Below are 13,463 nucleotides of genomic sequence, written 5' to 3' on the forward strand. Positions count from 1 at the left end.
ATAATCCGGCCCACTTTTTTCGCGGTAGTAGTGCGCAACTTTCTACTACAAAACGTTTGGAGCACTCGGCCACTGGCCGACGGGGAACCTCATGACGCAAGCCAATAACGCCGTATACACCGATCTGAGTGTTGACGATCTGGTCAAAGAAGCCCTGCAGCGCGGTGAAGGCGTGCTTGCCGATACCGGCGCGCTGGTCGTAGAAACCGGTCATCGTACCGGCCGTTCGCCAGTCGACCGCTTCATCGTTGAAGAGCCTTCCACTCAGGCTGCCATTGCCTGGGGCCCGATCAACCGCAAGTTCCCGGCCGACAAGTTCGATGCCCTGTGGGCTCGCGTCGAGGCCTTCAACAACGCGCAAGAGCATTTCGTTTCCCACGTTCACGTAGGGGCTGCAGAAGACCACTACCTGGCCGTGAAAATGACCACCCAGACTGCCTGGCAGAACCTGTTCGGTCGTTGCCTGTTCATCAACCCGGCCCAGTACAACCCGGCCGGTCGTGAAGAGTGGCAAGTGCTCAACGTGGCCAACTTCGAATGCGTGCCAGAGCGTGACGGCACCAACTCCGACGGTTGCGTGATCCTCAACTTCGCCCAGAAAAAAGTGCTGATCGCTGGCATGCGTTACGCCGGTGAGATGAAAAAAGCCATGTTCTCGGTGCAGAACTTCCTGCTGCCGGCCTCCGACGTACTGCCGATGCACTGCGCCGCCAACATTGGCGAAGCCGGCGACGTAACCCTGTTCTTCGGCCTGTCCGGCACGGGTAAAACCACCCTGTCCGCCGACGAAAGCCGCTACCTGATCGGCGACGACGAACACGGCTGGGGCGAAGGTGTTGTGTTCAACATCGAAGGCGGTTGCTATGCCAAGTGCATCGACCTGTCCGAGAAGAACGAACCGGTTATCTGGAAAGCCATCAAACACGGCGCCGTGCTGGAAAACGTCGTCATTGATGACGCCAAGCACGCCGACTACGCTGACGTCAGCCTCACCCAGAACAGCCGCGCCGCCTACCCGCTGGAACACGTTGCCAAGCGCTCCGAGAAAAACCTCGGTGGCGAGCCAAACGCTGTGATCTTCCTGACCTGCGACCTGACCGGCGTACTGCCGCCAGTCTCGATCCTCAGCGAAGAACAAGCGGCCTACCACTTCCTGTCCGGCTACACCGCACTGGTGGGCTCGACCGAAATGGGTTCGGGTGCCGGCATCAAGTCGACCTTCTCCACCTGCTTCGGCGCGCCGTTCTTCCCGCGCCCGGCCGGCGAATACGCAGAGCTGCTGATCAAGCGCATCCGCGGCTTCGGCTCCAAGGTCTACCTGGTCAACACCGGCTGGACCGGCGGCGGCTACGGCGTTGGCAAGCGCTTCAACATCCCGACCACCCGTGGCGTGATTGCAGCGATCCAGAGCGGTGCGTTGATTGGTGCCGAGACCGAACACCTCGACACCATCAACCTGGACGTGCCGTTGGCTGTGCCGGGCGTCGAGACTGGCCTGCTGAACCCACGTAACACCTGGGCTGACAAGGCTGCCTACGATGAAGCCGCTAAGGCGCTGGCGGGTCTGTTCGTTGAGAACTTCAAGAAGTTTGAAGTGAGCGATGCGATCAAGGCTGCGGGTCCGAAGTTGTAAGATTCGGCCGTTGTGAAAAAGCCGCCCCTAGTGGGCGGCTTTTTTGTGGGCGAAGAATTAGTCGACGAGGTGCAAAACCACGGCTCCGACTAAGACCAGCACAACACCGGTTACTTGCACTGCCGACAGTCGTTCCTTGAAAAACACAAACCCCAGGATCGCGGCGATCCCGCCAGATAAGGTACTGATCACGGTCACTACCGAAACCGATCCCGCCATTGCACCCCACGAGAACGCCGAGAACCCGCCGAGGTTCATCAGGCTCGCGCCGGTCAGCGTTGCGCAGTTTCAGTGGCGGGACTTTCAGGCCGTCTTTGATCTTAAGCACCATCAACACCAGGACGCACAGGCCCACCAAATACCCAAGCCAAAGCATCGTGACCGGGCCAAGCGTCGGCAGGGTGTAGCGGCCCTGCACCCAGAAGCTGGTGCCGTAGAGCAACGCTGCGAGCATCGCGTAGCCGATAGCGCTGCTGGAGTTGTTGCGAGGCACGCCGTTGTCCTTGTGGATGCTGGAGAGGATCACACCCACCACGCACAAGGCGATGCAGCCGAGCTGGCTCAGGCTGATGTGTTCGCCGCTGGCCCATGACAGCAAAGTAGTCACCACGCCGTAGGACGTCACCAGAGGCGCGACGATGGCCGCTTTGCCCAGAGCGAAGGCCTTGGACAGTGCGAGGGCGCCGGAGACGGTCAGCAGGGCTGCTGCGGCGCCGAGGAGCCAGACACTCAAAGGCGCCGCGAGGGATCTGACGAGGAACGCCGGGAATATGACCAGCAGCAAGGTCATGATCAGGAAGCCCAGGGCCTGGCCGAAGTACACCGCGCGTTTGACGCCGACGGCTCGGGCGTTGAGGCCGACGAGGAAGTCCGTGCCGCCCCAGAGCAGGGCGGCCAGCAGGCCCATTAGTACGTCCATGTAAGGTCCTTATTATTTTTTGAGGGCAGCGGTGTATCAAATTAAGGTTTTTTGTACGCCCGGTTTTCCAGGGTTTGCGTGTCCCAGCGTTGGGCCTTGATCGCCAGGTAAAGCATGCCGATGGTCAGCGGAATTTTGTCGCCGCGGCCTTTGGCTCTGTGCTTCAGGAAGACATCGAAGACGGGAGGTTGGAAATAACGATAAGCGTCGTAGTCGTTCAAGTCGACAGCGAAGTCTTGCTCCAGCGCTTCCATCAATTGATTGGCTTCGGTGCCGTCGCATCCCAGGTCGAGGTTGATGGCGGTTTCAAGGCGCAGCGTCTTATGTTCAGGCAAGCCAATTTCTTCATGCAGCAGTTGCAAGAGCTGTTGCATGGCAAGGTCTTCAGGAAAGTTGGGGGCCAGGTTCATGGTGGTTACGCGTGAGTGGGCAGGGCGACTGACTTTATCGATCGAACCATGATCCTTCAAACGAAACAGGTCAAATGTGGGAGCCGGGCTTGCCCGCGATGGCGGTGTGTCAGTGGTAGAGGTGTTTTCTGACACTCCGCTATCGCAGGCAAGCCAGCTCCCACATTTTTAGTTGTGTGGCTGCTCAGGTGGTGTTCGCTTTACGGCGTCGGTGGTGGTGAGTTGCATCATGCCGTATTGGGCGACTTCCAGCAGGTCACAGCCATCCTGGACCAGCAAATACAGTGCGTTGGTGATGTGGGAAATGTCTTTGATGTCCGCCTGTTCATAGGTCAGGCAGGAGAGGGTCTCTAGGAGGTCGGCAGCGGCACGGATGCGTTGGTGTGCAGCTGCCTGGATGTCTTCGGTAGCGGCCTCGGTGTCGATGAGAAGCGGATATGTCTCGGTAACGTTGGTTGTAAGAAAGCGGTAGCGATTAGCTGTCGAGTTGGTCATTACTGATCGTTCCCACGCTCCGCGTGGGAATGCATCCCGTGACGCTCCGCGTCACCAGTGTTCATGGCTTGGGTCGTGCGCGGATGACGGGACGCGGAGCGTCCCTGGCGGCATTCCCACGCGGAGCGTAGGGAACGATCGGGGCTAGCGCGGGGTGCTGATACACCGCTCAAAAATCGCCTCCAACCCCCGGTAATCACACGCCACCGCGTCGATATTCGCCGGTATCCACGCCGCATTCTTCACCAGCCACCAATTCACCGAAAACCCGGCATTGACGATGATCTGCTCGAACAGAATCCTTTGCGCCCGGCCGTTCCCTTCGCGAAACGGGTGGATCACGTTGAGGTCGCCATAGGCTTCGGCAATTTGCGTCACCAACTCTGCCTGCGTCACCCCGACAAACCAATTGGCCTGCGCCATGTGCTGGATGATCTTGGCCGCCTCGGGCGGAATTCGCTCCGGTGTGCAGAACAGCGTGTCGCCTTTCTGGATGTTGACCGTACGCAGTTCCCCGGCCCATTCGTAGATGTCCCCGAACAGGGTGCGGTGGATGTGTTGCAGGCGTTCCAGGTCGTAGGGCGGCGGATACAGCGGAAGGCTGCCGACGGCAATTTCAGACAATTCCCGTTCGGCCTGATGCAGGCGTTCTTCGTCGAACAAATCGAGGCGGTTGCGCAGGACGCTGCTACCGCGGTAGCAGTACGGGTCCTGGCCCACGCCATATTTGTCGAGCATCAGCGTGGGGTGTTGCGGTACTTGGCGAGGACGGCTTCGCGGGTCGGCAGGGGTTTGTCGACATCGGCGGGCTGGGTGTCGAACCCCTCCAGGCGCAGGCTGGCCAGGTAGTTGGAACGGCGGATCTTGTGGTAGTGATCCTGCTTTTGCTCAAACGTCAGTTCAGCCATGACAGCGTCCTCTCGGTGCGAAGCTTGATTGTAGCGCAATGAGTTTCGAGATGCGTCCTGCGTAAGGTTGGAACGTTTCTTACGGGTGCCTACTCCGCTTCCCAGGCTGTGTATCATCCAGACTCTTTTTTCCTTGCGACCTTTCTCGATTCGCTGAATGCGCTGGTCTATGTTTTGGGCTCGTTCAGCGGTCAATGGAGTGACAGCTTATGCACAACACCCTCCAACAGGTCTTTGGTTATCCACAGTTTCGTTTGGGCCAGGAGGCGGCGATTAGCGCTGTGCTGGCCGGCCGTTCGGCGGCGGCGATTTTTCCCACCGGCTCCGGCAAGTCCCTGTGCTATCAACTTTCTGCCGTGCTGCTGCCGCACCTGACGCTCGTAGTGTCGCCGTTGCTGGCGTTGATGCAGGATCAGCTGGGTTTCTTGCAGCGCCACGGTATCTCGGCGGGCAGCATCGACTCGGCCCAAAGCCGCGATGATGCCAATGACGTGATGGCCCGGGCGCGTTCGGGCGAGCTGAAAATCCTGATGGTTTCCGTGGAGCGTTTGAAGAACGAGCGCTTTCGCAACTTCCTGCAAAGCGTGCCAATCTCGCTGCTGGTGGTGGACGAGGCCCACTGTATTTCCGAATGGGGCCACAACTTTCGCCCGGACTACCTGAAGCTGCCGGACTATCAGCGTCAGTTCCGTATCCCCCAGGCGCTGCTGTTGACTGCCACGGCGACGCCCAAGGTGATCGCCGACATGCAGGCCAAGTTCGCCATTGCGCCGGACGATGTGATCACCACCGGCTTCTACCGCTCCAACCTCAACCTGCTGGTGGAGCCCGTCAGCGGCCAGGACAAGCGCCGACGCCTGGTGGAATGGATGAAGGCGCGGGCCAATCAGCCGAGCATCGTCTACGTCACCCTGCAGAAAACCGCCGAACACATTGCCGAGCATTTGAATCGTAACGGTATCCAGGCCGAGGCTTATCACGCGGGCTTGGCCCACGATAAACGCGAGGGCATTCAGAAGCGGTTCATGGGTGGCCAGTCCAATTGCATCGTCGCTACCATCGCCTTCGGCATGGGTATCGATAAGAGTGATATCCGCAACGTGGTGCACTTCGACCTGCCCAAATCCATCGAGAACTACAGCCAGGAAATCGGCCGTGCCGGGCGTGACGGGCAGCCGTCTGACTGTCTGGTTTTGGCCAACCGCGACAGCCTGAATATCCTGGAAAACTTTGTGTACGGCGACACACCGGAACAGGCAGGTATTCGCCGCGTCCTGGAGGAAATACAGGCCGCCCGTGGTGATGGGCAATGGGAGTTTTTACTCCGCTCGCTTTCGGATCTCAGCAACATCCGCGAACTGCCGCTCAAGACGTTGCTGGTGCAGCTTGAACTTAAAGGCGTGATCGCGCCGCGCTATGCGTTTTATGCTGAATATCGATTCAAGTATCTGATTGAACCTGAAGCACTACTGGCGCGCTTTTCCGGTGAGCGACAGCAGTTTGTCGCGGCGATTATCCAGGTCTGTAAAAGGGCAAAAACCTGGGCGACGGTGGACTTCGACGCGCTGTATCAACAGCACCAGGCCGAGCGCAGTCGGGTGGTGAAGGCCCTGGATTATTTCCAGGAACAGGGCCTGATCGAGATGGAAAGCAAGCAGATGACCGAAGTCTACGCCCTGCTGAATACCGACTTTGATCCACAGGTGCTGAGCACGGAGTTATACACAGGCTTCAAGCAGCATGAGGTGACGGAAGTGGCGCGGATTCACGCCATGCTGGATCTGTTCGCGACGCAGGAGTGCCTGGGTTACCGCCTGGCGCATTACTTCGGGGATGAAAACGCGCCCCGGCAGTGCGGGCACTGCTCGGTGTGCCATGGCAACGTCGCCCACTTGCCTGCGCCGCCGAGCCTACCGCCGCTTGTGGATAAAAACTTTCAGGCGCTGTGCGGTGAATTTATCCACAGGCATCATGAATACAACGGCCACCTGCCGGGCGCTGAGCGTTTGACCCGGTTTCTGGGCGGGATCAGCGTGCCGTTGTTTACCAAGTTGAAGGCGAAAGGGATTCCAGGTTTTGCTGTGCTGGAGGAGTATCCCTACGCCGAGGTGCGTGAATGGGCCGAAGCTCATTTGAACGACCTGTAACTTCACTGACCCGAGATCTTTCCATGTCCGACTCAATGCCACAGCGCGCCGACTACCGCCACTTCCAGCCAATCATCACGCGCTGGCACGACAACGACGTTTATGGCCACGTGAATAACGTCACCTACTACAGCTTCTTCGACACGGCGGTGAATACCTACCTGATCGAGCAGGGCGGGTTGGATATTCATGACGGTGAGGTAGTGGGATTTGTGGTGAGTTCGGCGTGCGACTACTTCGCCTCGATTGCCTTTCCGGACCGTATTGAGATCGGCCTGCGGGTGGGCAAATTGGGCAACAGTTCGGTGCAGTATGAGCTGGCGGTGTTCAAGGCGGGAGAAGACGATGCCTGTGCTGCGGGGAGGTTTGTGCATGTGTTTGTAGATCGGGCGTCGAACCAGCCGGTGGCGATTCCGGGGATGTTGCGCGACGCGTTACAGCAATTGGTGGTCTGAATACGATCTGCGAAACAGTGAAGATCAAATGTGGGAGCGGGCTTGCTCGCGAAGGCGGTGTATCAGCCAATACATCCGGCGACTGACCCACCGCTCCCACATTAAGCCCGCTGTGTTCTTTCGATTTGCGTATTACCGGTGGTGGCGATAGTGATGCTTGTTCTTGCGATGCCCATAAGCATGGCCGCGCCCGCGATGGTCGTCGCGGTCATAGCGGCGGTTATCGCGCCCACGGTAACGACGATCATCGTCATCGCTCTTGTTGCCCATGTAGTTGCCCAGTGCACCACCAGCGCCACCGCCGGCGGCTGCGCCGATCAGGCTGCCGGTGCTGCCGCCGACACTTCGGCCTACAACGTTGCCGCCGGCTGCGCCCAATGCACCGCCAATGGCCGCTTCGCCGCGGCTGCGCTTGTCTGCGCCGACCGCACTGCCGCCTGCGCCGCCGAGAGCCGCACCGATGGCTGAACCGGTGTTACCGCCCAACTGCTGACCTACGACCGAACCTAGAACCCCGCCCAATGCGCCGCCCACACCGGCTTCGGTGGTGCCACCGGCCATGGCTGCGCCACTGACCAGGCCAAGGGACAACAAGAGAATCGAGGAGAACTTCATAGAGGAACCTCAAGAGGATGACGGCGCGATCCTGAGGTTGTATCGAGACGGTGACAATCGAAACCCGACCAGTGGTATAGGTTGTATACAATTCTCTAAGTTGCTGTTTTTTATGGGGAACTTAAGTTGTTTTTGCGAGTCTTTATTGACTTCGGAACGGCCGCTTTTATGCAAAAGCGGCCTTTTTTGTGCCCGTAGAAAACTTGGGTGCTGGCTGTGGCGAGGGAGCTTGCTCCCGTTGGGCTGCGCAGCGGCCCCAAAATTCTACGGGCGCTACGCACCCGAGCGGGAGCAAGCTCCCTCGCCACAATGAGGTATCGCTCAGGCCGACTTCGCCATGATCAAGCCGGTCGCGCTCGCCGCTTCCAGCCGGATGGCCACAAACTTCGACGTTGGTGTGTGGCTGCCATCCCCGGTGCTTTCCAGCGGCACCAGTGGGTTCACCTCCGGGTAATAAGCCGCCGCCTGCCCCGCCGGGATATCAAACGCCAGCAAGGTAAAGCCCTTCACGCGGCGCTCACGGCCGTCATCCCAGATCGACACGATATCGGCCTTCTGCCCTGGCTTGAAGCCCAGGCGGATGATGTCGGCTTCGTTGACGAACAACACGTCACGCTGACCCTTGACCCCGCGATAGCGGTCGTCAAGGCCATAAATCGTGGTGTTGTACTGATCGTGGGAGCGCATCGACTGCATGATCAGGTCCGGCAATTGCCCGGTGTTGCGGGTGCGTTCATGCACCAGGTCCTTGGGCAGGATGTTCGGGCGGAAGTTGGCACGGCCTGATGGGGTGTTCCAGCGACGGGCGCCGGCCGAGTTGCCCAGGTAGAAACCGCCCGGGTTTTTCAGGCGTTCGTTGAAGTCCTTGAAGCCTGGAATGGTGTCGGCGATCAGGTCGCGAATGCGGTCGTAATCGGCCACCAGCCAGTTCCAGTCCACCGGCTTGCTGCCCAATGTAGCGGCAGCAATGCCCGCCAGAATCGCAGGCTCGGATTTCATCTGTTTCGACAATGGCTGCAGTTGACCATTGGAGGCGTGGACCATGCTGAACGAGTCTTCCACGGTCACGGCTTGCGGGCCTTCGGCCTGGATGTCGATGTCGGTGCGGCCCAGGCATGGCAGGATCAGTGCGTCCTTGCCGTGCATCAGGTGGCTGCGGTTGAGCTTGGTGCTGATCTGCACGGTCAGGTCGCAATTGCGCAGGGCTTCAAAGGTGCGCGGGCTGTCCGGCGTGGCTTGGGCGAAGTTGCCACCCAGGCCGATAAATACCTTGGAGCGGCCTTCGAGCATGGCGTGAATGGCTTCCACCACGTTGTGGCCGTTGTCCCGCGGTACCTGGAACTGGAAACGACGCTCCAGGGAGTCGAGGAACGCCACCGGTGGCCGTTCGTTGATGCCCATGGTGCGGTCGCCCTGCACGTTGCTGTGACCACGCACCGGGCACAGGCCGGCGCCGGGGCGGCCGATGTTGCCGCGCAGCAGCATCAGGTTGGCGATTTCCTGGATGGTCGGCACCGAGTGGCGATGTTGGGTGATGCCCATCGCCCAGCACATGATCACGTTTTTGCCTTTGGCGTACATGCGCGCGGCTTGCTCGATCTCCACCAGGGTCAGGCCGGACTGTTCGACGATTTCATCCCATGAGGTGTCGTCGATCTTGCCCAGGTAATCCAGCACGTTGGCGGTGTGTTCGTTGAGGAAGTCGTGATCGAACACGGCTTCCTTGCCTTCGGCCTGGGCCTGGCGTTCCCACAGCAGCAGGAATTTGGCCATGCCCCGCAGGATGGCCATGTCGCCACCCAGCGCCGGGCGGAAGTAGGCGGTGTTGGTCGGTTTGTCACCGTTGGTGAGCATTTCCAGCGGGTGTTGCGGGTGCTGGAAACGTTCCAGGCCACGCTCTTTCAGCGGGTTGATGCACACCACCTGAGCGCCGCGTTTGACCGCCTCACGCAGTGGCTCCAGCATCCGAGGATGGTTGGTGCCGGGGTTCTGGCCCCAGACGAAGATCGCGTCCGCATGTTCGAAGTCATCGAAGGTCACGGTGCCTTTGCCCACGCCCACGCTTTGCGCCAGGGCGACGCCGCTGGCTTCGTGGCACATGTTCGAGCAGTCCGGGAAGTTGTTGGTGCCGTAGGCACGCACGAACAGTTGATACAGGTAAGCCGCTTCGTTGCTGGCCCGGCCCGAGGTATAGAACTCGGCCATGTCCGGGTTTGGCAGCGCATTGAGGTGCTTGCCGATCAAGTCGAAAGCCGACTCCCAACTGATGGGTTTGTAGCGATCGGTTTCGGCGTCATAGCTCATTGGCTCGGTCAGGCGGCCCTGATACTCAAGCCAGTAGTCGCTCTGCTCCAGCAGCGCGCTGACGCTGTGCTTGGCGAAGAAGGCCGCGTCGACGCGACGCTTGGTGGCTTCCCAGTTAACTGCCTTGGCGCCGTTCTCGCAGAATTTGACCATGCCGCTTTCCGGCGAATCACCCCAGGCGCAGCCCGGGCAGTCGAAGCCGCCGTTCTGGTTGGTCTTGAGCATCATGCGAATGTTTTTCAGCGCGTTGTCGCTGGTCAGCCAGGCTTGCGCCACGCTGATCAGTGCGCCCCAGCCACCGGCCGGGCCTTTGTAGGGCTTGTAGCGCGGGGTAGGTTTGTCGTCGGCTTGATGATGAGTGCTCACGCTTGATTCTCCATCGCAGGGCTGTAGACCCGCGGCGCACTTTTCTGCGGCAGGTGGATGAGATTGAGGTTGTGCCGGCGGGCCCATTGCAGGGCCAGGCCGGTGGGCGACGACAGGCTGACCAGGGTCTGGATGCCTGCGCGCAATACTTTCTGGATCAGCTCGAGGCTGCAGCGGCTGGTGACAATCGCCAGGCCGCCGTCGGTCGGAATCTTTTGGCGGATCAGCGCGCCGATCAGCTTGTCGAGGGCGTTATGCCGGCCGATGTCTTCACGGCCCAGCAGCAATTCGCCCTGATTGTTCATGAACACTGCCGCATGCACCGCGCCGCTGTACTGGCCCAGGGGTTGGAACGCGCTGATGCGCTGGCGCAGGCCGTCCAGCCATTCGGCGGGCGGCAGGGGCGCGCCGGGCAGCACCTTGAGATTGGGCAGTGCCTGTTCCACCGCTTCCACGCCGCACAGCCCACAGCCGCTGGTACCCGCCAGTTGCCGGCGCTGTTGCTTCATATTCCAGAACGCGCGGCTGGAAATCTGCACCTGAGCGTATTGGGTCGAACCCGAGCCGCTGATTTTCAGGTCATAAATGTCGCTAACGTCTTCGATGATGCCGCTACCGATGCTGAACCCGACAATGAAGTCTTCAAGGTCAGTTGGCGTCACCAGCATCACCGCTTGGCTGATGTCGTTATAAGCAATCGCCAACGCCACTTCCTCGGCGAGCGCGGTGCTGGCCGATTCGGTGTGTTCGAGATTACAAAACTGGTAGCTCTGGCTGGCGGCGGGCGCGGGCGTTTCGAGGGCGGGCGCCGCGCAAACTGGGCGCTGGGCGTTCATTGGGCATTACCACCGGAAGTATTCAGCTGTAAGACTAGGCGCGACAAAGGGTCGCGTCTAATCGCCAGTACTGATCTACCGATAGATGACGTCGATCAAGGTTCCAGCAGCGATTTCTGGTACAGCGCAAAACAGGCTTCTGCCAGCGCCGAGCGTGGCGCACTGCGGCGCATGATCAGCCCGAGGCGGGCCAGTGTGTGGGCGTCTTCAATGGGTTGCAGGCGCAGGTGCTCGGTGAGGGCGTCGAGGCCGCCGTCCAGTGGCATCACCGCGCAGCATAGGCCGCCGTGCACGGCTTGTAACAATTGATGGACGGCATCGGTCTGTAACAGCGGCTGCGGGTTGAGGCCGCGGCTGTGGAAGTTGTGGTCGATGGACTGGCGAAAGTGCATGCCGCTGGTGAGCATGCCCAAGGGCAGTTCGATCAGCGCTTCCCAGCTCAGGGGCTTGTCGCCGAAGCTGAAAAACCGTTGGTCGTACAGCAGGCCCATGCGGGTTTCGCCCAAGGCCAGGGAGTCGAAGCGCTCGGCGTCCAGGCGTTCGAGGTACGACACGCCGAGGTCCAGGCGGTTGCTCGCCAGTTGTTCAAGAATTTGTTCGGAGCTTAACGCGGACAACTCAAAGCGCAGGCTGGGGTGTTCCTTGTGTAGCTTCTGCATCAATGCCAGCGGATCGAAACTCGACAACGGCACCACCCCCAGGCGCAACGTGCCCACCAGATTGCCGCGACAAGCCGCCGCTTCGGCCTGCAAACCGTCATACGCGGCCAGCACCGTGCGTGCCCAGGCCAGCACGCGCTCGCCGGGGGCGGTAAAGCCTTCGAAACGCTGGCCGCGATTGACCAGCGGCAACTGCAACTCGTCCTCAAGGCTGCGCAGGCGCATCGACAGCGTCGGCTGGGTGATGTGGCAGCGCGCCGCCGCCTGGCCGAAGTGACGGGTTTCGTCGAGGGCGATGAGGAATTTCAGCTGTTTGATGTCCATCTTCGCTCCGGGCTTATTCCAATGCGGTGGGATTCTAGCGTGTTTGGGTCTTTGGTCAGGCTGGAACCCAATTCTGTAGGACTGGTCTAGTCTTTGGCATCTGGAAATTAAATCCCAAGGAGAGCGCACCATGAGTCTTTTAAGCTTTGTTAAGGAAGCAGGCGAGAAGTTGATTGATCTATTGACACCGGGTAATGCCAACGCGAGCGAGCAGTTAAAAGAGCACGTGGCCAAGGTCGGGTTGGGTAACCCCAATGTGCAAACCACCGTCGACGGTGACAAGGTGACCGTGACAGGTGAAGTCGCCACCCAGGAAGAGAAAGAAAAAATCCTGCTGGCGCTGGGCAATATTGCCGGCGTTGCGAGTGTTGATGACCAGATCACCGTTTCCGGTCCTGCTGTCGCTGCGGCCCGCTTTGTCGTGGTGAAAAAGGGCGACACCCTGAGCGCTATTTCGCTGGCGGTGTATGGCAACGCCAACCAGTACAACAAAATCTTCGAGGCCAACAAGCCGCTGCTGTCCCATCCGGACAAAATCTACCCAGGGCAGACGCTGCGTATTCCTGAGTAATACGCGAACCAAATGTGGGAGCGGGCTTGCTCGCGAAAGCGGTGGATCAGTCAATATATTCAGTGGCTGGCACACCGCATTCGCGAGCAAGCCCGCTCCCACATTGGATCTTCAGCGTTGTCACAAACCTACGATCAATTCCCGGTAATCCCCAACCGCCGCAAACTCCGCCGTGTCCTTAGGCCCCTTCCGGCTGTCCGGTTCCTTCACCGCCAGCAAGTGCCCCACGCCAAAGTCCCGGGCGCTGCGCAGGATCGGCAAGGTGTCGTCGATAAACAGGCTGCGGGCTGGGTCGAAGGCGATGTCGGCGTGCAGGGCGTCCCAGAACTGTGGGTTTTCCTTGGCGAAACCATAGTCGTGGGAACTGATCAGTCGCTCGAAATAAGGCGCCAACTCGATGCGTTCCAGCTTCAACGACAGCGAATCCCGATGGGCGTTGGTGATCAGGATCACTCGTTTGCCCGCTTGTTTGATCGCCGCCAGGAACGTATCGGCATCCGGGCGCAGGGCGATCAGGTGCGCGGTTTCCAGCTTGAGTTCGCGCACCGGGATCTTGAGTTCGGCACTCCAGAAATCCAGGCAATACCATTGCAACTGTCCGGCGTTACGCTCGAACAGTGGTTGCAACTCCATCTCGGCCATGGCCCGGCTCACACCATGCAACTCGGCATAGCGCTGGGGCAGGTGCTCCATCCAGAAATGGTTATCGAAGTGCAGGTCGAGCAAGGTGCCGTCCATGTCCAGCAGGACGGTGTCGATGGCGTGCCAAGGCAATGGAGGCATAAAGAACACTCATGTAAGAAAAGATATCCGACACAGAC

At 59.8% G+C, this 13,463-nt stretch carries 13 protein-coding genes and 1 pseudogene; 4 read left to right on the forward strand and 10 right to left on the reverse strand.

Annotation, left to right across the window (positions count from 1 at the left end; all coding sequences use genetic code 11):
• Positions 1–91: 91 nt before the first annotated feature.
• Positions 92–1,633 (forward strand): phosphoenolpyruvate carboxykinase, encoded by a 1,542-nt coding sequence (locus ACUN0G_RS00400; protein WP_017478115.1) that lies wholly within the window; start codon positions 92–94, stop codon positions 1,631–1,633.
• A gap of 57 nt (positions 1,634–1,690) precedes the next feature.
• Here ACUN0G_RS00400 and ACUN0G_RS00405 read toward each other — a convergent pair.
• From ACUN0G_RS00405 to ACUN0G_RS00425, 5 genes and pseudogenes are all read right to left on the reverse strand, one after another.
• Positions 1,691–2,540 (reverse strand): annotated as a pseudogene (locus ACUN0G_RS00405) (EamA family transporter).
• Between the two features lie 53 nt (positions 2,541–2,593).
• The gene (locus tag ACUN0G_RS00410; protein ID WP_445572462.1) at positions 2,594–2,962 is read right to left on the reverse strand and encodes a DUF1493 family protein; all 369 of its coding nucleotides are present in this window, start codon (positions 2,960–2,962) and stop codon (positions 2,594–2,596) included.
• A 168-nt stretch (positions 2,963–3,130) separates the two neighbouring features.
• Positions 3,131–3,457 (reverse strand): hypothetical protein, encoded by a 327-nt coding sequence (locus tag ACUN0G_RS00415; protein WP_445572463.1) that lies wholly within the window; start codon positions 3,455–3,457, stop codon positions 3,131–3,133.
• A 144-nt stretch (positions 3,458–3,601) separates the two neighbouring features.
• Positions 3,602–4,195, reverse strand: coding sequence for a putative adenosine monophosphate-protein transferase Fic (locus ACUN0G_RS00420; protein ID WP_445572464.1), 594 nt, complete (start codon positions 4,193–4,195; stop codon positions 3,602–3,604).
• Positions 4,195–4,365, reverse strand: coding sequence for a YhfG family protein (locus tag ACUN0G_RS00425; RefSeq protein WP_017478120.1), 171 nt, complete (start codon positions 4,363–4,365; stop codon positions 4,195–4,197). Before ACUN0G_RS00425 ends, ACUN0G_RS00420 begins: the two co-directional genes overlap by 1 nt.
• 209 nt (positions 4,366–4,574) lie before the next feature.
• Between ACUN0G_RS00425 and ACUN0G_RS00430 the strand changes: the two genes are divergently transcribed.
• Together ACUN0G_RS00430 and ACUN0G_RS00435 are read left to right on the forward strand one after the other, a co-directional pair.
• Entirely contained in the window at positions 4,575–6,512 is a 1,938-nt protein-coding gene (locus ACUN0G_RS00430) for a RecQ family ATP-dependent DNA helicase (protein ID WP_445572465.1), read from the forward strand.
• 23 nt (positions 6,513–6,535) lie between these two features.
• Entirely contained in the window at positions 6,536–6,967 is a 432-nt protein-coding gene (locus tag ACUN0G_RS00435; protein ID WP_445572466.1) for an acyl-CoA thioesterase, read from the forward strand.
• A 132-nt stretch (positions 6,968–7,099) separates the two neighbouring features.
• On the opposite strand, the gene ACUN0G_RS00440 is transcribed toward ACUN0G_RS00435, so the two are convergent.
• The 4 genes from ACUN0G_RS00440 to ACUN0G_RS00455 all read right to left on the reverse strand — a co-directional run bounded on the left by ACUN0G_RS00440 (position 7,100) and on the right by ACUN0G_RS00455 (position 12,071).
• Positions 7,100–7,582, reverse strand: coding sequence for a glycine zipper domain-containing protein (locus ACUN0G_RS00440; RefSeq protein ID WP_008435777.1), 483 nt, complete (start codon positions 7,580–7,582; stop codon positions 7,100–7,102).
• Between the two features lie 321 nt (positions 7,583–7,903).
• Entirely contained in the window at positions 7,904–10,252 is a 2,349-nt protein-coding gene (locus tag ACUN0G_RS00445; protein WP_063033578.1) for an FdhF/YdeP family oxidoreductase, read from the reverse strand.
• Positions 10,249–11,088, reverse strand: coding sequence for a formate dehydrogenase accessory sulfurtransferase FdhD (fdhD, locus tag ACUN0G_RS00450; protein WP_008435774.1), 840 nt, complete (start codon positions 11,086–11,088; stop codon positions 10,249–10,251). The genes ACUN0G_RS00445 and fdhD overlap by 4 nt, the downstream gene beginning before the upstream one ends.
• A 95-nt stretch (positions 11,089–11,183) precedes the next feature.
• On the reverse strand, positions 11,184–12,071 hold the full coding sequence (locus ACUN0G_RS00455) for a LysR family transcriptional regulator (RefSeq protein WP_258343203.1): 888 nt from the start codon (positions 12,069–12,071) through the stop codon (positions 11,184–11,186).
• A 130-nt stretch (positions 12,072–12,201) separates the two neighbouring features.
• Here ACUN0G_RS00455 and lysM point away from each other — a divergent pair, with 130 nt between their 5' ends.
• Entirely contained in the window at positions 12,202–12,642 is a 441-nt protein-coding gene (gene lysM / locus ACUN0G_RS00460) for a peptidoglycan-binding protein LysM (protein ID WP_258343204.1), read from the forward strand.
• Positions 12,643–12,762: 120 nt separating this feature from the next.
• Here the strand turns inward: lysM and yrfG are convergent, their stop codons facing one another.
• Positions 12,763–13,425, reverse strand: a complete 663-nt coding sequence (gene yrfG, locus ACUN0G_RS00465) for a GMP/IMP nucleotidase (protein WP_010168969.1) — start codon at positions 13,423–13,425, stop codon at positions 12,763–12,765.
• Positions 13,426–13,463 lie beyond the last annotated feature (38 nt).

This window comes from Pseudomonas sp. 32A (genome assembly GCF_052682255.1).